Here is an 18,789-nt window from a genome sequence, read left to right as displayed (position 1 = left end):
CAGTCGTTCGCGCGCGCTGTGCATTGCAGCGGCGCGCCAACCGTCACGACCTGCATGCCCTCATGGCTGCATCGCCGAGAAACCATCAATTAATAGAGAGGAGGTAGCCATCTCATGAGCCAAGTTTCCCAATCCATCTTCAAGGCCTACGACATTCGCGGGATCGTCGGCAAGACGGTCGACAAGGACGTCGCTAAGAGCATCGGCCAGTCGTTCGGCAGCGAGATCAAAAAGCAGGGCGGCGATTCGGTCGTGGTCGCGCGCGACGGTCGTCTCTCCGGTCCCGAACTCGTCGGCGCACTCTCGGATGGCCTGCGCGCGGCGGGCGTTGATGTCGTCGATATCGGCATGGTGCCGACTCCGGTCGGCTACTTCGCGGCGAGCGTGCCGCTGCCGTTGCCTTCGGGCGAGCGTCGCGTCGATTCGTGCATCGTCGTGACGGGCAGCCACAATCCGCCCGACTACAACGGCTTCAAGATGGTGCTGCGCGGCGCGGCCATCTACGGCGATCAGATCCAAGGCTTGTACAAGCGCATCGTCGATAACGACTTCACGACGGGCGAAGGCACGTACACAGAATTCGACGTGTCGCAGATGTATCTCGACCGCATCGTGTCGGACGTGAAGCCGGTGCGCGCGATGAAGATCGTCGTCGATACGGGCAACGGCGTCGCGGGCGGTCTCGCGCCGCGTCTTTTCAAGGCGCTCGGCTGCGAGCTGATCGAACTCTTCACGGAGATCGACGGCAACTTCCCGAATCATCATCCGGATCCGGCGCATCCGGAGAATCTGCAGGACGTCATCAAGGCGCTCAAGGAAACGGACGCGGAAGTCGGCTTTGCGTTCGATGGCGATGGCGACCGTCTCGGCGTCGTCACGAAGGACGGGCAGGTCATCTATCCGGATCGCCAGTTGATGCTGTTCGCGCAGGAAGTGCTGTCGCGCAACAAGGGCGGCCAGATCATTTACGACGTGAAGTGCACGCGCAATCTCGCGAAGTGGGTGCGCGAGCAGGGCGGCGAGCCGGTCATGTGGAAGACCGGCCATTCGCTTGTGAAGGCGAAGCTGCGTGAAACGGGCGCGCCGCTCGCGGGCGAAATGAGCGGCCACGTGTTCTTCAAGGATCGCTGGTACGGCTTCGACGACGGTTTGTACACCGGCGCGCGTATGCTCGAAATCCTGTCGCGCGTGGCCGATCCGAGCAAGCTGCTCAACGATCTGCCGAATTCGCTTTCCACGCCTGAACTGCAATTGAAGTTGCAGGAGGGCGAGAATTTCGAGCTGATCGCGCGTCTGCAGAAATCGGCGAAGTTCACTGGCGCAGACGACGTGCTGACGATCGACGGTCTGCGTGTCGAGTACCCGGATGGGTTCGGGCTGGCGCGTTCGTCGAATACGACGCCGGTCGTCGTGATGCGCTTCGAAGCGGACAACGACGCGGCGCTTAAGCGCATTCAGGAAGATTTTCGTCGGGTGATTCTGGCGGAGAAGCCGGACGCGCAGTTGCCGTTTTAAGTATTGCGGGCGTCACTCGATGCCCGGTGAAAAGCGGCGCAATCGAATCGATTGCGCCGCTTTTTTTGCTTATCCGATGAACGCGCCGCGCTAAAATCCCCGTTTTCCTGCTCACCGCGCCGCGCCGTCCGCGCTTCTCCATCTCAGCGTGCAAAAGATCCTGATCGTCCGCGTGTCGTCGCTTGGCGACGTCGTCCACAACATGCCGGCCATCGCCGACATCCGCCGCCGCTATCCCGATGTGCAAATCGACTGGCTCGTCGAGGAAAGTTTCGCGAGTCTTGTCGAACTCGTACACGGCGTGCGCCGCGCGATTCCGTTTTCGCTCAGGCGCTGGCGCAAGGCGTTCACGTCGCCGGCGAACTGGCGCGAGATCGGCAAGTTCAAGCGCGAGCTCGCCGCCGAAAAATACGATCTCGTCATCGACTGCCAGGGTCTCATCAAGACCGCGTGGGTCGCGAGCTGGGCGCGCGGGCCGCTCGTCGGCCTCGGCAATCGCACCGACGGCGCGGGCTACGAATGGCCGGTGCGCTTTTTCTACGACCGGCGCGTGCCGATCGAACCGCGCACGCACGTCGTCGAGCGCACGCGGCAACTCGTGGCGGCGGCGCTCGACCTGCCGAAGCCGCAAACGACCGACGACATCGACTTCGGCCTCGACACGCGACGCGCGACGCTCGCCGTCTCCGCGCTCGGGCTGAATCTTCCCGTGCCTTACGTCGTGTTCGTGCACGCCACCTCGCGCGCCGACAAGCAATGGCCCGAAGCCGCGTGGATCGAACTGGGCCAAGCGCTCGTGACGCGCGGCGCGTCGATCGTGCTGCCGTGGGGCAGCGAGGCCGAACGCGCAACGAGCGAAAAGCTCGCGAAGGAATTCGGCGCGGCCGCGATCGTGCCGCCGAAGATGTCGCTGCCCGCGGTCGTCGGGCTGATCGACGGTGCCGCGGCGACCGTCGGCGTCGATACCGGTTTGGTGCATATTGCCGCGGCGCTGAAGCGCCCGACCGTCGAGTTGTACAATTTCTCGACCGCATGGCGCACCGGCGGCTATTGGTCGCCGAACGTCGTCAATCTCGGCGACGCGAGCCGGCATCCGACGCTTTCCGAAGTGAAGACCGCGCTCGCGGGCTTCGGCCTGCTGTAGTTTTCACCGCGCTGCGCTGTGTGCGGGCAACTCAAGGTCGTAGACACATGACGGAATCTCAAATCATCGAAGTCGCCTCGGGCGATTGGCAAGGCAAGAACCTGTCCGTGCCGCGCGAGACGCTGCTCGCCGGCGTCGAGAACGGCAAAGTGCTGTATTTCCCCAACCTGCGCTTTCCGATCGAAGGCGGCGAGCTTTCGCTGCTCGATCCGGGCATCGCGGATCCGAAGCGCAAGAACATCAGCCTCGCGCCCAACGGCGGCGCGTTAAACGGCGTGCTCGGCGACAGCGTGATGCAGTCGGCGGTGCGCTCGCTCATCAAGCGCTTTCAGGATCATGCGCGTTCGCTCGTCGACGGGCTCTTTCCCGAATACGACGGCAAGCTGCGCGTCGCGCCCACGAGCCTCAGGCTGCGTCAGGTCGAGACGCGCGAAACATCCTGGCGAAAGGACGATGCCCGTCTTCACGTCGATGCCTTCCCGTCGCGGCCAACGCACGGCGAGCGCATCTTGCGCGTGTTCACGAACATCAATCCGAAAGGCGCGCCGCGCGTGTGGCGCGTCGGCGAGCCGTTCGAGGACATGGCGAAGCGTTTCCTGCCCGGCATCAAGGCGCAGACGCCCGGCTCGGCGTGGCTGATGAATCTGCTGCACATCACGAAGTCGCCGCGCAGCGAGTACGACCATCTGATGCTGCATCTGCATGATGCGATGAAAGCCGATCTCGACTATCAGAAAAATTCGCCGCAGGAGACGATGCCGTTTCCGCCCGGCTCGGTGTGGGTCTGCTTTTCCGATCACACCTCGCATGCGGTGATGTCCGGCCAGTTCATGATGGAGCAGACCTTCTTCCTGCCCGTCAAGGCGATGGCGCGCCCCGATCACGCGCCGCTCGGCATTCTCGAACGCCTGAAGGGCCGGGCGCTCGTTTGAGCGGCGCCGCCTCGTCCGCCGCTACGCCGGGCGCATCGGCTTCCGTGCTCCGGCTCGTCTATCGTGCGCTCTGGTGGATCGTCGCGCCGCTCGCGGTGCTGCGGCTCTACATCCGTTCGCGAAAGGAGCGCGGTTATCGCGAGCATATCGGCGAGCGTTTCGGCCACATCGCGCCGCGCCGCGCCGACGATCTCGCGCCGCTCATCTGGGTGCACGCGGTGTCCGTGGGCGAGACGCGCGCGGCGCAGCCGCTCATCGACGCGCTGATGAAAGCGCATCCCGAAGCGCGCGTGCTGCTCACGCACATGACGCCGAGCGGCCGCGCGACCGGCGTCGAGCTTTTCGGCGACCGCGTGTTGCGCAGCTATCTTCCCTACGATCTGCCCATTCTCGTGCGGCGCTTTCTGCGCGCGTGGCGGCCGTCGCTCGGCATCGTGATGGAAACGGAAGTCTGGCCGACGCTCATCGACGAATGCAAACGCGCCGACGTGCCGCTCGTCTTGACGAACGCGCGCATGTCGGAACGTTCGTACCGGCGCGCGGCGAAGTTCGGGCGCGCGGTGCGCGAGGTGTTCGGCGGCTTTTCGCGTGTGCTCGCGCAGACGCCGTCCGATGCCGAGCGGCTCACCGCGCTCGGCGCGCGCAATGTCGCCGTGCTCGGCAATCTGAAGTTCGACATGACCGCGCCGCCCGAACTGATCGCGCGCGGTCACGCGTGGCGCGCGGCGATCGGCGAGCGGCCCGTGTGGGTCGCGGCGAGCACGCGCGAGGGCGAGGAAACGCTCGTGCTGCGCGCATTCTCGGCCCTCAACGTGCCCGATGCGTTGCTGATTCTCGTGCCGCGTCATCCGCAGCGTTTCGACGAAGTGTCCGCGCTGATCGCGAGTCTCGGGCTGACGAGCGCGCGCCGGTCGGTGTGGGCGCCGAAGCCCGTCGCGGCGGGCTCGGGCGCGGACGTGCCCGAGCCGTTGCCGGCGAGCGCGCAGGTCTTGCTCGGCGATTCGATGGGCGAGCTCGGCGCGTATTATGCGGCCGCGGATCTGGCGTTCATCGGCGGAAGTCTGTTGCCGCTCGGCGGGCAGAATCTGATCGAAGCGTGCGCGGCAGGTGTGCCGGTGCTGATCGGCCCGCACACGTTCAACTTCACGCAGGCGACCAACGATGCGATCGCGGCGGGCGCGGCGTTGCGCGTGCAGGATCCGCAGGAACTCGCGCGCGGTCTGCGCGAAATCTTCGGCGACAAGGCGCGGCGTCTCGCGATGAGCGCGGCGGCTTCGGCGTTCGCGGCGCGGCATCGCGGCGCGACGGAGCGTACCGTGAGCGTGCTGAGCGCGCTGCTTGAAGAGGACAGCGAAGCGGCGAAGTGATCCCACGCGATCTCGCTGTTTCCTGCCGCCAACTGCGCTTTTCCTCAGATGAATCTTGCGAAGTAAGTTCGGAGGATAATGAACTTCCTCGAGCCGATCCTTTCGAACGCATAACAAGCGGCCGGGTGCCTGCGAACGTGCTTCCAATTTTCTTCGAGGACGCGCATGCAAGATCTCATCAAGTCCGTCGTCAAGGACATGTTGCCGCCAAGACTGTTGCGCCTGCTGCGGCCATCCCCAGGACCGACCGATGCATGGGGCACCGTCCGTTACGGCGCGCATGGCCTGATTCTTCCCGGCAATCGGCGCTTCGAATACCGGCCTTGTCCGGCGGACCGCTCGGTTTGTCGGCAGATCTTCTTTCTTCGCGAATACGCGACGGATCATCTCATGCGCGCGAAGGAAATCGCCGCGTTCTATGAGACTTGCGAAAATCCGCTGATCGTCGATGCGGGCGCCAATATCGGCGCCGCCGCAGTGTGGCACGCGCTCACTTATCCGAAAGCGAAGATCGTCGCCATCGAGCCGGACATATCGAATTTCGCGCTGCTCAACAAGAATGCACAGGCGTTTCCGTCGATCAAACCGCTCAACGCCGCGATCGCGGCCAAGCGCGGCACGCTTTATCTGAACGATCCGGGCGGCGGCGAGTGGGCGTTTCGCACCGCGGAGCAGCCCACCGAGAAAGGCTATGCCGTCGATGCGCTCACGCTCGAAGACGTGATGCCGTCCGGCACGACGCCGTTCATCCTGAAGATCGATATCGAAGGCGCGGAGGCCGACCTGTTCTCGCGCCATTGCGATGCGTTGAACATGTTTCCGGTCATCATCATCGAGCTGCACGACTGGATGCTTCCCGGCGAATCGAACAGCCGCAACTTCCTGCAATGGCAAGTCGCGATGAAGCGCGACTTCGTGCAGGTCGGCGAGAACGCGGTCTCGATATCGAATTCGATCGCGCTGCCGTAACGCGTTGTCGTCACGCGATTTTCCGCGTCAAGCCAGCAGCAAACCCTTCTTCTCGATGAAGCGGATGACTTCGTCGAGCCCATCGAGCGCCTTCAGATTGCACATCACGAAGGGCCGCTCGCCGCGCATCTTCTTCGCGTCGCTCGCCATGATGTCGAGATTCGCGCCGACGTGAGGCGCTAGATCGGTCTTGTTGATGACGAGCAGATCCGACTTCGTGATGCCAGGCCCGCCCTTGCGCGGAATCTTCTCGCCGCCCGCGACATCGATCACGTAGATAGTCAGATCGGAGAGTTCGGGGCTGAAAGTCGCCGCGAGGTTATCGCCGCCCGATTCGATGAACACGATATCCGCATCCGGAAACTTCGACACCATGCGATCGACGGCTTCGAGATTGATCGACGCATCTTCGCGGATTGCCGTATGCGGGCAGCCGCCCGTCTCGACGCCCATGATGCGCTCGGCCGGCAGCGCGCCCGCGACGGTCAGCAGGCGCTGATCTTCCTTCGTGTAGATATCGTTGGTGATGGCGACGAGATCGTATCTCTCGCGCATCGCCTTGCAGAGCATTTCGAGCAGCGTGGTCTTGCCGGAGCCGACCGGCCCGCCGACACCGACACGCAACGGCGGCAGTTTCTTGGTTCGGCGAGCGGCGGAAGAGTAAGCGGGAGCGTTCATGGAGTGTCGGTTCAGGAGCGGAAAAGCCGCGAATATTGCGATTCGTGCCGCGCGGACAAAACGCCGAGCTGCGGCGCGAAGGTGTTGATCTGTTCAGGCGCTGTATCGAGCGCGCGGCGCACGGCGGCATCGATCGGCTCGCGCAACGCGACGATGATGCGCTGTCCCGCGAGCTGGCCGAGCGGCACGGCCTTGAGCGCGGCGGCCGCCTGATTCTCGACCCAGCTGAATGCGTAGGCCGCGAGCGCGGCGTCGGGTGCCGCATCGTGCGCGAACGCAGCGAAGGCGAAGGCGGTCGGCTGCGCGATCGGCTTGATCGCGGCGAGCGTCGCGCGGCGTGCTTTGTCGCCCCATTCGAGCGACACGCACAACTGCGCGAGCGACCAGCCCATCTGCTCCGTTTCGCGTCGCAGTTCCGCCGACTCGCGGCTCCCGATGTATTCATCGTTCGCGGCGTTCAGCGCGGCTACGTCGTGCGAACGCCAGTGTTCGATCTGATGCGCGAGCATCGGCAATTCGCCGCGCGCGAGCACGCTGGAAAGGCCGCTCGCGATCCAGTCGCGCGCGCTGTCGCCGTCGTGGATCAGGCCGTGCTCGATCGCCGCTTCGAGCCCTTGCGAATAGCTGAACGCGCCGATCGGCAATGCCGGCGACGCGAGATGCAACAGCGCGGTGAGCTCAGCGATGCGCATGGCCGTGGTGATGATGACCGTGACCGTGACCATGATCTTGACTATGATCGTGGCCGCACGACGAATGATCGTGATCGTGCCCGTGATGCTCGTCGAATACCTTCTGCGCGAGCGCGTAGTCTTCGCTGAACGTCTCGTCGTGGCCGTGCTTGTGTCCGCCGCCGTACGCGCCCGTTTCGGGCTGGAACGGCTGCGATTCGTGCGCGACGAGCACGCCTAGGCGCTTCAGCATGTCTTCGAGCACGGGATCGGCTTCGAGCTTCAGATACTCCGCGCCGACTTCGACTGGCGTATGCCGGTTGCCGAGGTGATAAGCCGCACGCGTCAAGAGACGCACGCTCGGCGCGCGCACGATGAGCACGTCCTCCGCCGCCGCGACGACGCGCACGAAGCCGCCGTCGTCGGCGACGAGCATGTCGCCATCCGCGAGCACGGTGCCGCGCGGCATGACGAGGGCGACTTCCTCGCCGTTGTCGAGCGTGGCGGCGAGGCGGCTCTTGCAGCGCGCATCGAAGGGAAGAGTCAGCGTGGGCGCGCGTTTTTTGAGGACGTCGGCAAGCTTCGCGGTCAGACGTTTGTCGATGGTACGCATATCAGAACAAGAAGTAACGCTGCGCCATCGGCAGAACGGTGGCGGGATCGCATGTGAGCAATTGTCCGTCGGCGATCACCTGATAGGTCTGCGGATCGACGCTGATGGACGGCTGCCATGCATTGTGAATCATGTCGGCCTTCGTCACATTGCGGCAGTTCCTGACCGCGACGATCTGCTTTTGCAAGCCATAACGATCCGCGATGCGCGCCTCCATCGCCATCTGCGATACGAATGTCAGCGACGTCTTGCCGAGCGCGCCGCCGCGTGTCGCGAACATCTCGCGATAATGCACTGGCTGCGGCGTCGGAATGGACGCGTTCGGGTCGCCCATTTGCGCGACCGCGATCATGCCGCCCTTGACGATCATCGCGGGCTTCACGCCGAAGAACGCGGGTTCCCAGAACACCAGATCGGCCCACTTGCCCGGCTCGATCGAGCCGACTTCATGCGCGATGCCGTGCGTGATTGCCGGATTGATCGTGTACTTCGCGACATAGCGCTTCGCGCGGAAATTATCGTTACGCGTGCTGTCTTCGGGCAACGCGCCGCGCTGCACCTTCATCTTGTGCGCGGTCTGCCATGTGCGAATGATGACTTCACCGACGCGGCCCATTGCTTGGGAATCCGAAGAAAGCATCGACAGCGCGCCGAGATCGTGAAGGATGTCTTCGGCCGCGATGGTCTCGCGACGAATCCGCGATTCCGCGAACGCGATGTCTTCCGCGATGGACGGATCGAGGTGATGGCACACCATCAGCATGTCGAGATGCTCATCGAGCGTGTTGACGGTGTAGGGGCGCGTCGGATTCGTGGAAGAGGGCAGCACGTTCGATTCGCCCGCGACCTTGATGATGTCCGGCGCATGGCCGCCGCCCGCGCCTTCTGTGTGATACGTGTGGATCGTGCGGCCCTTGAACGCGGCGATGGTCGTTTCGACGAAGCCCGCTTCGTTCAGCGTGTCGGTGTGGATGGCGACTTGCGTGTCGGTGTCGTCGGCGACGCTCAAGCAATTGTCGATCGCGGCGGGCGTCGTGCCCCAATCCTCGTGCAGCTTCAGGCCGATCGCGCCCGCTTTCACCTGCTCGATCAGCGGCTCCGGCAGGCTCGCGTTCCCCTTGCCGAGAAAGCCGAGATTGACGGGCCAGCCGTCGGCGGCCTGCAGCATGCGCTCCATGTGCCACGGGCCCGGCGTGCAGGTTGTCGCGTTGGTGCCGGTCGCGGGGCCGGTGCCGCCGCCGAGCATCGTCGTGACGCCGCTCGCGAGCGCTTCGTCGATCTGTTGCGGGCTGATGAAGTGAATGTGCGTATCGACGCCGCCTGCCGTCACGATCATGCCTTCGCCCGCGATCACTTCCGTCGCCGCGCCGATCGCGATGTTCACGTTCGGCTGAATGTCCGGATTGCCCGCCTTGCCGATGGCGAAGATGCGTCCACCCTTGATGCCGATATCGGCCTTCACGATGCCCCAGTGATCGAGGATCAGCGCATTGGTCACGACGGTATCGACGACGTCGGCGGCCGGGCGCTGCGACTGGCCCATGCCGTCGCGAATCACCTTGCCGCCGCCGAACTTCACTTCTTCGCCGTAGGTCGTGAAGTCGCGTTCCACTTCGATGATGAGATCGGTGTCGGCGAGGCGCACGCGGTCGCCGGTGGTCGGGCCGAACATTTCCGCATAAGCGCGGCGGCCGATGCGTAGCGTCATATCTGTCCTTTTTTAGAGCGGGCCCATGACGAGCGCGTTGAAGCCGTACACATGGCGATCGCCGGCCAGCGCGACGAGTTCGACGGTGCGTTCCTGACCGGGTTCGAAGCGGACTGCCGTGCCCGCCGCGATGTTCAATCGGAAGCCGCGCGCCTTCTCGCGCTCGAATTTGAGCGCCGCGTTGACTTCGTAGAAGTGGAAGTGCGAGCCGACCTGCACCGGCCGGTCGCCATGATTCGCGACGACGACCGTAACCGTCTCGCGGCCCGCATTGAGCTCGTGCTCGCCATCGTCGATGAAATATTCGCCGGGGATCATGGTGTCAGGGAATCGGATGATGAACGGTGACGAGCTTGGTGCCGTCGGGGAAGGTCGCTTCGATCTGGATGTCGGGAATCATCTCGGGCACGCCTTCCATCACGTCGTCGCGCGTGAGCAGCGTGGTGCCGTAGTGCATGACTTCGGCGACGGTCTTGCCGTCGCGCGCCGCTTCCATCAATGCCGCCGATATGAACGCGACCGCTTCCGGATGATTGAGCTTGAGGCCGCGCGCGCGGCGACGCTCGGCGAGCAGGGCCGCTGTGAAGATCAGCAGCTTGTCCTTTTCTCTGGGCGTGAGTTTCATGGGCTTCTTCTATGGAGAAAAGTGTTTCGGGCTTTGCAATGCTAGCACCGGAATGCCGCGTCTCATGCGCTTTTAAGGGGCTTTCGGTCGGCTTTCGGCTTACTGGATGAAGCGCTGCAACTCCACGGTCGACGGCCGCTCGAAGATGGCGTCCGGCGCGCCCGATTCCCACACGCGCCCCTGATGCATGAACACGACCTTGTCGCTCACCTTGCGCGCGAAGCGCATTTCGTGCGTGACCATGATGAGCGTCATGCCGTCGCGCGCGAGGTCTTCGACGACCGCTAGCACTTCGCCGACGAGTTCGGGATCGAGCGCCGATGTGATCTCATCGCAGAGCAGCACGGTCGGCTTCATCGCAAGTGCGCGCGCGATCGCGACGCGTTGCTGCTGACCGCCCGAAAGCTGATCGGGAAAAGCATCGAACTTGTCGCCGAGACCGACGCGTTCGAGCACGGTATGCGCCGTCGCGCGCGCCTTCGCCCTGTGGATCTTCCTGACGACGGTCTGCGCGAGCATCACGTTTTCGCCCGCGGTGAGATGCGGAAAGAGGTTGTACTGCTGAAACACCATGCCGACTTTCAGCCGCAGCGCGCGCAGGTCGGCATGACGCGCATCGATATGCTCGCCGTCGATTTCGATCGAGCCTTCGTCGATGCTCTCCAGACCGTTGAGCGTGCGCAGCAACGTGCTCTTGCCCGAGCCGCTGCGCCCGATGATCGACACGACTTGTCCGCGCTCGACGGCGAAGTCGATGCCCTTCAGCACCTGATTCGCGCCGAACTGCTTCTGAAGATTGCGGGTTTCAACGAGCGGCATTCCATTTCCTTTCGAGCGTGCGCGCATAGCGCGTCAGCGGATAGCAAAGCAAGAAGTAGATAACGGCGACGAGCCCATACACGAGAAACGGCCGGAAAGTTGCGTTCGAAATCATCGTGCCAGCCTTCGTCAGTTCCGTGAAGCCGATGATCGATACGAGCGCCGTATCCTTCACCGCCTGCACCGCGAAGCCGACCGTCGGGCCGACCGCGATGCGCGTCGCTTGCGGCAGGATCACGTGACGAAGCTGCTCCATGTAACTCATCGCGAGCGACGACGATGCTTCCCACTGGCCCTTCGGCACCGCTTCGACCGCGCCGCGCCAGATCTCCGCGAGATACGCGCTCGTGAAGAGCGTGAGACCGACGCTCGCCGCGAGCCACGGCGACACGTCGATGCCGAGCAAGGGCAGGCCGAAGAACACGAGGAACAACTGCATGAGAAGCGGCGTGCCCTGAAAGAGCTGGATATAGCCTTTGACGAGCATGCGCAGCACTTGCGATTTCGACACGCGCATGACGAGCAGCACGAAGCCGACGATGCCGCCCAACACGAACGACACGATCGACAGCACGACGGTCCAGCGCGCCGCGAGCAGCAGGTTCTCGAAGATCTGCGCGAGCGTGAATTCGATCATCGCGCGGCGCTCCGGTGATTCATCAGAAAGCGCTTGCCCATGGCGTTCAATGCGGCGCGCAGAGCGAGCGCCATCACGAGATACGCGGCCGTGATGAAGAAGCACGTCTCGAACGCGCGGAAGTTGCGCGACTGGATATAGCTCGCGGCATACGTAAGATCGGGCACCGATATCTGCGAGACGACCGCCGAGCCGAGCATCGTGATGACGATCTGGCTCGTCAATGCGGGGAACACTTTGGCGAGCGCTTGCGGCAACACGACATGACGGAACGTCTCGCCACGCGACATCGCGAGCGATGCCGCCGCTTCGAGATGACCCTTCGGCACGGCGGCGACGCCCGCGCGCACGATCTCGATCGAGTACGCGCCGAGATTGAGCGTCATCGCGAGAATGGCCGCGACGTATTCGCTGAGATGAATGCCGAGCGCGGGCAGGCCGAAGAACACGAAGAACAGTTGCACGATGAACGGCGTGTTGCGGACCGCTTCGACATAGGCGCCGACGATCGCCGCGAGCCACGCATGCCGGCTGTTGCGCGCGGCGGCGCCGAGCACGCCGACCGACACGCCGAGCGCGGTCGAGACGGCGGTCAGCGCGAGCGTGGTCGCCGCGCCGCTCGCGAACATGCCCGCGTACTGCGCTAGATCGGCGAATTGAAGTTCATAGGCCATACGATGCCGCGCTCCCGATCAAAGGGTCGCGGGCAGCGGCTGGTTGAACCACTTCTTCGACATCGTGTTGAGCGTGCCGTCCTTCTTCGCCTGCGCGATGGTGTCGTCCACTTTCGACATCAGGCGCGGCTCGTTCTTGTTCATGCCGACGAAGCACGGCGAATCCTTGATGATGAACTTCGCTTCCGGCCGGCGCGGCGGATTCTTCGACAGGATCGCCGCCGCGACGATGTTGCCCGCCGCGATCAGTTGCACCTGTCCCGAGAGAAAGGCCGAGATGGTCGCGTTGTTGTCCTCGAAGCGCTTGATGGTCGCGTTGGGCGCCATCTGCGAGAGCGCGATCTCTTCGAGCGCGCCGCGCGTGGCGCCGACGGTCTTGCCGGTGAGATCGGCGGGGCTCGTCACCTTGATGTCGGCGGGGCCGAACACGCCTTGAAAGTAGGGCGCGTAAGCCGTCGAGAAGTCGAGCACCTTCTCGCGTTCCGGCGTCTTGCCGAGCGACGAGATCACGAGATCGACCTTGTTGGTCGTCAGATACGGGATGCGGTTCGCGCTGTTGACGGGCACGAGTTCGAGCTTCACGTTCATCGACTTGGCGAGCAGCGCGGCCATGTCGACGTCGTAGCCTTGCGGTTTCATGTCGGCGCCGACCGAGCCGAAGGGCGGATAGTCTTCGGGCACGGCGACGCGCAGCGTGCCGTTCTTCGCGATGGTGTCGAGCGCGTCGGCATGCGCGGCGAGAGGCGCGAGGGAAAGCAGCAGCGCGACGAGTGCGGTGCGCCGCGTGCGGGAAAAAGTCGTGAGCATCGATGATCCTTCGGTCTTAAACGGCCGCGTTGGAATGCGCGGCTCTCGAGCGAAGGCTTAAAGCGAGAGTCGTGCCATCGATGCTTATTTCTTATGCTGTCAGCGTTTGCCGGTTACGCATATATCGCCGCGCACAACGGATGTGCAGACGCGTGCGCTTCGTTGGTGCGTACTAGGTAGTCCACAAACGCAGAGGTCGCGCATCGACGCCATGCACGAGCGGACGAAGACGCGACCAGCAATCGGTGAGTGCGTTTTGCAGCGGTTCCATGGAGCGGCTGATCGCGCGCACGATCAGCACGCCCGGCGCGACGCACGATGCGCCTGCGCGGAGCTCATCGTCGAAGGGAAGATGTGCGGCGAGGGTCTCGGCGAGGGCATCGTCGCATGCGGGGCCGATCGCCCAGAGCGTGCCGTAAGCGGGGAAGCCCGCGAGACCTTGAGCGGAGTCGCGCAGCGGATCGCGCGCATCGAGCAGCGTGCGTTCGAACCAGAGCGTCGAACCATTGCGATGCGCGATACGCGATGTCGCCTTGATTTGCCCTTGCGTCCACTTTTCGCCGGCGGCGGCGCGCCCGAGCAGCATTGCGTCCCAGCCGATCGCGCTCGCGCCTTCATCGAGTGTCAGGTTGAATTCGAGTTCGACGTTCGACGATTCGAACACGATGTTGTTTTGCGGCAGCCAGTCGAGCTTCGTATGCGCGGCGAGATCGATATCGATGCGCTGCGTCGCGAGCTTGCCGTTGGCCTTGTACCACTTGGTCGCGCCGGGCGTCGTGATGACGGCGTGCGTGTCTTGGTGCAGACGAACGTCGATGGAAAGACGATCGCCGCCCGCGACGCCGCCGGGCGGGTGCACGATCACCGAATGACAGATATCGCCTTCGGGATAGAGCGGCCGTTGCAGCCGCAATGGGCCTTCGTGCTTGCGATGAACGCAGACAGTGCGGCCGTGCTGACGCGCGTAGCCGAGTTCGAGCGAGCCGCGCCAGATGTTCGGATCGGCGAGTGTTGCGTGCGATTCGTGGTGCATGAGCGATGCGTTCTTCTAGAGCGGAGCCTCGATCATACGGCGATCAGCTCGCGCACTCCATGCGCGTCCATTTCCGAGCCCGCGCCGCCCGCGACGATTTCGCCGCGGCTCATGACCCAGTATCGATCGGCGAGCTCGCGCGCGAAGTCGTAATACTGCTCGACGAGCAGGACCGTCATGCCCATTTCGTCGACGAGTTGCCGAAGCGTTCGGCCGATATCGCGGATGATCGATGGCTGAATGCCTTCGGTCGGCTCGTCGAGGATGAGCAGTTGCGGCTCGCTCATCAGCGCGCGGCCGATTGCGAGTTGCTGTTGTTGACCGCCGGAGAGATCGCCGCCTCGGCGGTTCTTCATGTCTTTGAGGACGGGGAACAGCGCGTAGATGTGATCGGGAATCTTCGATGGCGCTTTGCGGCTCGCTGCGCCGACGAGCAGGTTTTCTTCGACGGTGAGACGGCCGAAGATGTCGCGGCCTTGCGGCACGTAGGCGAGGCCGTTTGCGACGCGCGCGTGGGTGGGCATCGAGGAGAGCTTGTTGCCGCGCCAGGCGATGGTGCCGCTTTTTGTCGGGACGACACCCATCAGGCAGCGAAGGAGCGTCGTTTTGCCCACGCCGTTGCGGCCTAGCAGGACGGTGAGTTTTCCATCGGGGACGGTGAGTTTCACATCGCGGAGGATGTGGCTGCCGCCATAGTATTGGTTCAGGTTTTCGACTTCTAGCATTTGCTTTGTCTCTTGGTCTGCGCTTGTTTGCTTACGCTTGCGTGGAATCCTGTGATCGCGTCGGTCTATTAGCACTGCCCCGCACAGGGGCAGTGCTAATAGACCACTAAGAAAACAGGCTTCCACGACGACCCACGCCGACATAAAACACTAACGCCCAAGATAAGACTCAATAACGGCCTCGTCCCGTTTGACGTCATCGAGCGTGCCTTCGGCAAGAACACTCCCCTCAGCCATAACAGTTACCTTCCCGCTATCCCCCGAAAGCGCAGCAACAAACTCCATATCATGCTCGACGACCATCATCGAACACGACCCACGCAGCTTGTTGAGCAACTCCGCGAGTTCCATCGTTTCATGATCGGTCATGCCGGCCGCAGGCTCATCGAGCAGCAAGAGAGCAGGCTGCTGCATCAACAACATGCCGATTTCGAGCCGCTGCTTCTGCCCATGCGACAACTCGCCCGCAAGCCGCGTCGCCTGATGCTGAAGGCGAATCAGCTCCAGCGTCTCTTCGATGCGAGCCTGCGCGGCACCATCCAGCCGCGCCCTCAACGATGCGAACCAGCGCTTGTCCGTCTTCATCGCGAGTTCGAGGTTCTCCCACACCGGATGATTCTCGAACACAGTCGGCTTCTGAAACTTGCGCCCGATGCCCGTGCGCGCAATCACCGGCTCCGACATGCGCGTGAGATCGAACGTCTGCCCGAGAAAAACCTTGCCGTCGTCGGGACGCGTCTTGCCGGTGATGACATCCATCATCGTCGTCTTGCCCGCGCCGTTCGGGCCGATCACGCAGCGCAACTCGCCCACATCGATCGACAACGTCAGCTTGTTCAGCGCGCGAAAGCCGTCGAAGCTCACGGTGACGTCCTCGAGATAGAGGATCGTGCCGTGCGATACATCGATCTCGCCGGGCGCGAGCACATGCCCCAGGCCCGACGACACGTTGATGTTCTTGTGGCTCGTCTCCGGAATCGGCGGCAAATCCACGATCAATGCGTTATGTGCAGTCATTCGGCAGCGTCTCCATGCGCCTTCTTGCGGCGCGCGAGATCGATCAGTCCCATGATGCCGTTCGGCAGAAGCAAGGGCACGAGCGTGAAGATGAGGCCGAGGAAAAACAGCCAATACTCCGCGAAATGGGCGGTGAAAAAGCTCTTCGCGCCGTTGACGGCGAACGCGCCGACGATCGGTCCGATCAGCGTGCCGCGTCCGCCGACCGCGACCCAGATCGCCATTTCGATCGAGTTCGCGGGCGACATCTCGCTTGGATTGATGATGCCGACCTGCGGCACATACAACGCGCCCGCGATGCCGCACAACACCGCCGACACCGTCCAGATGAAGAGCTTGTACGCGAGCGGGCTATAGCCGAGGAACATCAGGCGCGCTTCGCCGTCGCGCACGCCGGTGACGACTCGCCCGAGCTTCGACGTGACGATCCATCTCGCCGCGAGAAACGCGAGCACGAGCACCGCGAACGTGATGAGAAAGAGGGCAGTGCGCGTGCCCGGATGCGTGATTGGAAAGCCCGCGATACGCTTGAAGTCGGTGAAGCCGTTGTTGCCGCCGAAGCCCGTTTCGTTGCGATAGAAAAGCAGCATCGCGGCGAAGGTCATCGCCTGCGTGATGATCGACAGATACACGCCCTTCACGCGCGAGCGGAACGTGAAGAAGCCGAACACCCACGCAAGCACGCCAGGCACGAGGACGACGAGCAACAGCGCATACCAGAGATGTTCCGTGCCCTCCCAGTACCACGGCAGCTTGTGCCAGTCGAGAAACACCATGAAGTCGGGAAGATCGCTTTGATACGTCCCCTCGCGGCCGATCGAGCGCATCAGGTACATGCCCATCGCGTAGCCGCCGAGCGCGAAGAAAAGCGCATGGCCCAAGCTCAGAATGCCGCAATAGCCCCATACGAGGTCGAGCGCGAGCGCGCCGATTGCGTAGCACATGAGCTTGCCGACGAGCGTCATCGCATAAGCCGAGAGATGGAACGTGCTCGTTTCCGGCAGCACGAGCGCGCTGACGGGCACGAAGATGCTCATCGCGATGACGAGCGCGATCAACGCGAGCCAGCCATTCTTCGGCAAGAGCGCGGCGCGCGGCGGCAGGCCGAGCGCGAAACCCGCGCGCGCCGCGCCCGGATCGGGTTGCGGCGTGACGTCGAGGTTCGTGCCGACATTGGTCGAGGCGGTCATGTCTCAAGCCTCCGCGCTGCGGCCCTTGAGGGCGAACATGCCCTGCGGACGCTTCTGGATGAACAACACGATGAGCACGAGCACCGCGATCTTCGCCAGCACCGCGCCCCAGAACGGCTCGACCGCCTTGCTGACGAGCCCGAGCCCGAAGCCGCCGATCACGGTGCCCGCGAGCTGGCCGACGCCGCCGAGCACCACCGCCATGAACGAATCGATGATGTAGCTCTGGCCGAGATCGGGCCCGACGTTGCCGATCTGCGAGAGCGCGCAGCCGCCGAGTCCCGCGATGCCCGCACCGAACGCGAACGCGTACGAATCGACACGCGCTGTCTTGACGCCGACGCACGCGGCCATGCGGCGGTTCTGCGTCACCGCGCGCACGAAGAGGCCGAGGCGCGTCTTCGTGAGCACGCCCCACGCGATCGCGACGACGGCGAGCGAGAACGCGAGGATCGTCAGACGGTTGTACGGGAGGATGAGGTTCTGCATCACGGTGACGCCGCCGCTCATCCACGAGGGATTCGTCACCTGCACGTTCTGCGCGCCGAAGAGCGTGCGCGTCGCCTGAATCAGGATCAGGCTGATGCCGAAGGTCGTCAGCAGCGTTTCGAGCGGACGTCCGTAGAGATGCTTCAGCACGAGCCTTTCGAGCACGATGCCGACGAGCCCCGCGGCGATGAACGACGCAGGCACCGCGAAGAGCGGATACCAGTTGAACGCGGCGGGCGCGTAATGCTGCACGAGGTTCTGCACGACATAGGTCGCATAGGCGCCGATCATCAGGAACTCGCCGTGCGCCATGTTGATGACGCCGATCAGCCCATATGTGATCGCAAGCCCGAGCGCCGCGAGCAGCAGCACGCTGCCGAGCGAGAGGCCCGCGAAGATCGTGCCGAAGATTTCGCTGCGGCGCTGAATCGAATCGAGTGCGTAGATGCCTTCCTGAGCCGCGTTGCGTACGCGTTCGTCGGGTTCGTTGAACGTGCCGTCGGCCTTCTTCGCGACGATCGGGCGCAGCAGTTCGTACATGTCGAGGTCATGGCGCGCCGCGACGAGTTGCGCGGCTTCGAGACGCCTGTTCACGTCGGGATCGTGCAGCGCGGTCATCGCCCAGAGCGTGTCGAGGCGCTTCTTTAGTTCGGAATCCTTTTCGATGGCGCGGGCTCGGTCGATCATCGGCTTCATCGATGCGTCCGGGTTCTTCAGCAACGCAGCGATGGCGTCGCGGCGTTTGGCCGTATCGGGCGATGCGAGCTGCAGCCCCGACAACGCGCCCGCGACCTTCGTGCGCAGCAGATTGTTCAGCGTGATCGGCTGCGCATCGGGCGCTTCGGCGGTCTTGCCGGTGATCGCGTCCTTCGTGCCGTCATCGGTCTGAATGTAGACGTGACCGTTATCGGTCGCGACGAGCGAGCCATCGGACAGCGCGCCGAGCACGGCGATGGAAGGCGCATCGGCATTGGCAATGAGCTTGTCGATGGCGGCGGTCTTGGCTTCGAAGTCGTCGCCGGCGAGCGGGGCGAGATCGTCGTTGGTGAGCGCGTGGGCCGCGAGCGACGTCATCGCGAGGATGAGCGCAAAGAGCGCGCGCTTGAGGGAGCCGGTCATGTGGGCCTTTCCGTTAGAACTCGAAAGGCCGCGCGCATCGCATGAAACGCGCGGCCT

Annotated in this window: 20 protein-coding genes; 5 read left to right on the top strand and 15 right to left on the bottom strand. The window is 63.7% G+C overall.

Going from position 1 to position 18,789, the window contains the following annotated elements:
- The first annotated feature begins 114 nt into the window (after positions 1-114).
- From NCS02_RS10825 to NCS02_RS10805, 5 genes are all read left to right on the top strand, one after another.
- Positions 115-1,515, top strand: coding sequence for a phosphomannomutase/phosphoglucomutase (locus NCS02_RS10825; protein ID WP_250523072.1), 1,401 nt, complete (start codon positions 115-117; stop codon positions 1,513-1,515).
- Between the two features lie 148 nt (positions 1,516-1,663).
- Positions 1,664-2,659, top strand: coding sequence for a lipopolysaccharide heptosyltransferase I (waaC, locus tag NCS02_RS10820; RefSeq protein WP_244807491.1), 996 nt, complete (start codon positions 1,664-1,666; stop codon positions 2,657-2,659).
- Positions 2,660-2,706: 47 nt separating this feature from the next.
- Entirely contained in the window at positions 2,707-3,591 is an 885-nt protein-coding gene (kdoO, locus tag NCS02_RS10815) for a Kdo hydroxylase KdoO (RefSeq protein WP_250523071.1), read from the top strand.
- 44 nt (positions 3,592-3,635) lie between these two features.
- Positions 3,636-4,958, top strand: coding sequence for a lipid IV(A) 3-deoxy-D-manno-octulosonic acid transferase (gene waaA, locus NCS02_RS10810; protein WP_033537199.1), 1,323 nt, complete (start codon positions 3,636-3,638; stop codon positions 4,956-4,958).
- A gap of 165 nt (positions 4,959-5,123) precedes the next feature.
- Positions 5,124-5,927 carry an FkbM family methyltransferase gene (locus NCS02_RS10805; RefSeq protein ID WP_250523070.1) on the top strand — a complete coding sequence of 268 codons (804 nt, stop codon included), beginning with the start codon at positions 5,124-5,126 and terminating at the stop codon, positions 5,925-5,927.
- Positions 5,928-5,954: 27 nt separating this feature from the next.
- On the opposite strand, the gene ureG is transcribed toward NCS02_RS10805, so the two are convergent.
- From ureG to urtB, 15 genes are all read right to left on the bottom strand, one after another.
- Complete coding sequence (gene ureG, locus NCS02_RS10800; RefSeq protein ID WP_250523069.1) at positions 5,955-6,605, bottom strand: urease accessory protein UreG; 651 nt, start codon at positions 6,603-6,605, stop codon at positions 5,955-5,957.
- 11 nt (positions 6,606-6,616) lie between these two features.
- Positions 6,617-7,297: an urease accessory protein UreF gene (locus NCS02_RS10795; protein WP_250479452.1), complete on the bottom strand. Its 681-nt coding sequence runs from the start codon at positions 7,295-7,297 to the stop codon at positions 6,617-6,619.
- Entirely contained in the window at positions 7,284-7,889 is a 606-nt protein-coding gene (gene ureE / locus NCS02_RS10790; RefSeq protein WP_250479391.1) for an urease accessory protein UreE, read from the bottom strand. The genes NCS02_RS10795 and ureE overlap by 14 nt, the downstream gene beginning before the upstream one ends.
- Before the next feature lies 1 nt (position 7,890).
- Complete coding sequence (gene ureC, locus NCS02_RS10785) at positions 7,891-9,597, bottom strand: urease subunit alpha (protein WP_250457493.1); 1,707 nt, start codon at positions 9,595-9,597, stop codon at positions 7,891-7,893.
- A gap of 12 nt (positions 9,598-9,609) precedes the next feature.
- On the bottom strand, positions 9,610-9,915 hold the full coding sequence (locus NCS02_RS10780; RefSeq protein WP_008342484.1) for an urease subunit beta: 306 nt from the start codon (positions 9,913-9,915) through the stop codon (positions 9,610-9,612).
- Positions 9,916-9,919: 4 nt separating this feature from the next.
- Positions 9,920-10,222 carry an urease subunit gamma gene (locus tag NCS02_RS10775; protein ID WP_008342482.1) on the bottom strand — a complete coding sequence of 101 codons (303 nt, stop codon included), beginning with the start codon at positions 10,220-10,222 and terminating at the stop codon, positions 9,920-9,922.
- A 99-nt stretch (positions 10,223-10,321) separates the two neighbouring features.
- Positions 10,322-11,041 (bottom strand): amino acid ABC transporter ATP-binding protein, encoded by a 720-nt coding sequence (locus NCS02_RS10770; RefSeq protein ID WP_008342480.1) that lies wholly within the window; start codon positions 11,039-11,041, stop codon positions 10,322-10,324.
- Entirely contained in the window at positions 11,028-11,678 is a 651-nt protein-coding gene (locus tag NCS02_RS10765; RefSeq protein WP_008342479.1) for an amino acid ABC transporter permease, read from the bottom strand. Before NCS02_RS10765 ends, NCS02_RS10770 begins: the two co-directional genes overlap by 14 nt.
- Complete coding sequence (locus tag NCS02_RS10760) at positions 11,675-12,352, bottom strand: amino acid ABC transporter permease (RefSeq protein ID WP_034472752.1); 678 nt, start codon at positions 12,350-12,352, stop codon at positions 11,675-11,677. The genes NCS02_RS10765 and NCS02_RS10760 overlap by 4 nt, the downstream gene beginning before the upstream one ends.
- 18 nt (positions 12,353-12,370) lie before the next feature.
- Entirely contained in the window at positions 12,371-13,159 is a 789-nt protein-coding gene (locus tag NCS02_RS10755) for a transporter substrate-binding domain-containing protein (protein WP_008342474.1), read from the bottom strand.
- Between the two features lie 172 nt (positions 13,160-13,331).
- Entirely contained in the window at positions 13,332-14,192 is an 861-nt protein-coding gene (locus tag NCS02_RS10750; RefSeq protein WP_250523068.1) for an urease accessory protein UreD, read from the bottom strand.
- A 32-nt stretch (positions 14,193-14,224) separates the two neighbouring features.
- On the bottom strand, positions 14,225-14,917 hold the full coding sequence (gene urtE / locus NCS02_RS10745) for an urea ABC transporter ATP-binding subunit UrtE (protein ID WP_008342470.1): 693 nt from the start codon (positions 14,915-14,917) through the stop codon (positions 14,225-14,227).
- A 150-nt stretch (positions 14,918-15,067) separates the two neighbouring features.
- The gene (urtD, locus tag NCS02_RS10740; protein WP_008342468.1) at positions 15,068-15,934 is read right to left on the bottom strand and encodes an urea ABC transporter ATP-binding protein UrtD; all 867 of its coding nucleotides are present in this window, start codon (positions 15,932-15,934) and stop codon (positions 15,068-15,070) included.
- Entirely contained in the window at positions 15,931-17,124 is a 1,194-nt protein-coding gene (gene urtC, locus NCS02_RS10735; RefSeq protein ID WP_008342466.1) for an urea ABC transporter permease subunit UrtC, read from the bottom strand. Before urtC ends, urtD begins: the two co-directional genes overlap by 4 nt.
- Before the next feature lie 3 nt (positions 17,125-17,127).
- The gene (gene urtB / locus NCS02_RS10730) at positions 17,128-18,732 is read right to left on the bottom strand and encodes an urea ABC transporter permease subunit UrtB (protein WP_008342464.1); all 1,605 of its coding nucleotides are present in this window, start codon (positions 18,730-18,732) and stop codon (positions 17,128-17,130) included.
- Positions 18,733-18,789 lie beyond the last annotated feature (57 nt).

It is taken from the genome of Caballeronia sp. NCF2 (assembly GCF_023631205.1).
Lineage (GTDB): Bacteria > Pseudomonadota > Gammaproteobacteria > Burkholderiales > Burkholderiaceae > Caballeronia > Caballeronia zhejiangensis.
Note: the sequence above shows the minus strand (reverse complement) of the source record. Positions and strands in the feature narration are given on the sequence as shown.

What these genes read in the sequence shown, in the direction of transcription:
- NCS02_RS10825 (WP_250523072.1), top strand. Translation starts at nt 115, where the DNA reads ATGAGCCAAGTTTCCCAATCCATCTTCAAGGCCTACGACATTCGCGGG.
- kdoO (WP_250523071.1), top strand. Translation starts at nt 2,707, where the DNA reads ATGACGGAATCTCAAATCATCGAAGTCGCCTCGGGCGATTGGCAAGGC.
- NCS02_RS10805 (WP_250523070.1), top strand. Translation starts at nt 5,124, where the DNA reads ATGCAAGATCTCATCAAGTCCGTCGTCAAGGACATGTTGCCGCCAAGA.
- ureG (WP_250523069.1), bottom strand. Translation starts at nt 6,605, where the DNA reads ATGAACGCTCCCGCTTACTCTTCCGCCGCTCGCCGAACCAAGAAACTG.
- NCS02_RS10795 (WP_250479452.1), bottom strand. Translation starts at nt 7,297, where the DNA reads ATGCGCATCGCTGAGCTCACCGCGCTGTTGCATCTCGCGTCGCCGGCA.
- ureE (WP_250479391.1), bottom strand. Translation starts at nt 7,889, where the DNA reads ATGCGTACCATCGACAAACGTCTGACCGCGAAGCTTGCCGACGTCCTC.
- ureC (WP_250457493.1), bottom strand. Translation starts at nt 9,597, where the DNA reads ATGACGCTACGCATCGGCCGCCGCGCTTATGCGGAAATGTTCGGCCCG.
- NCS02_RS10780 (WP_008342484.1), bottom strand. Translation starts at nt 9,915, where the DNA reads ATGATCCCCGGCGAATATTTCATCGACGATGGCGAGCACGAGCTCAAT.
- NCS02_RS10775 (WP_008342482.1), bottom strand. Translation starts at nt 10,222, where the DNA reads ATGAAACTCACGCCCAGAGAAAAGGACAAGCTGCTGATCTTCACAGCG.
- NCS02_RS10770 (WP_008342480.1), bottom strand. Translation starts at nt 11,041, where the DNA reads ATGCCGCTCGTTGAAACCCGCAATCTTCAGAAGCAGTTCGGCGCGAAT.
- NCS02_RS10765 (WP_008342479.1), bottom strand. Translation starts at nt 11,678, where the DNA reads ATGATCGAATTCACGCTCGCGCAGATCTTCGAGAACCTGCTGCTCGCG.
- NCS02_RS10760 (WP_034472752.1), bottom strand. Translation starts at nt 12,352, where the DNA reads ATGGCCTATGAACTTCAATTCGCCGATCTAGCGCAGTACGCGGGCATG.
- NCS02_RS10755 (WP_008342474.1), bottom strand. Translation starts at nt 13,159, where the DNA reads ATGCTCACGACTTTTTCCCGCACGCGGCGCACCGCACTCGTCGCGCTG.
- NCS02_RS10750 (WP_250523068.1), bottom strand. Translation starts at nt 14,192, where the DNA reads ATGCACCACGAATCGCACGCAACACTCGCCGATCCGAACATCTGGCGC.
- urtE (WP_008342470.1), bottom strand. Translation starts at nt 14,917, where the DNA reads ATGCTAGAAGTCGAAAACCTGAACCAATACTATGGCGGCAGCCACATC.
- urtD (WP_008342468.1), bottom strand. Translation starts at nt 15,934, where the DNA reads ATGACTGCACATAACGCATTGATCGTGGATTTGCCGCCGATTCCGGAG.
- urtC (WP_008342466.1), bottom strand. Translation starts at nt 17,124, where the DNA reads ATGACCGCCTCGACCAATGTCGGCACGAACCTCGACGTCACGCCGCAA.
- urtB (WP_008342464.1), bottom strand. Translation starts at nt 18,732, where the DNA reads ATGACCGGCTCCCTCAAGCGCGCGCTCTTTGCGCTCATCCTCGCGATG.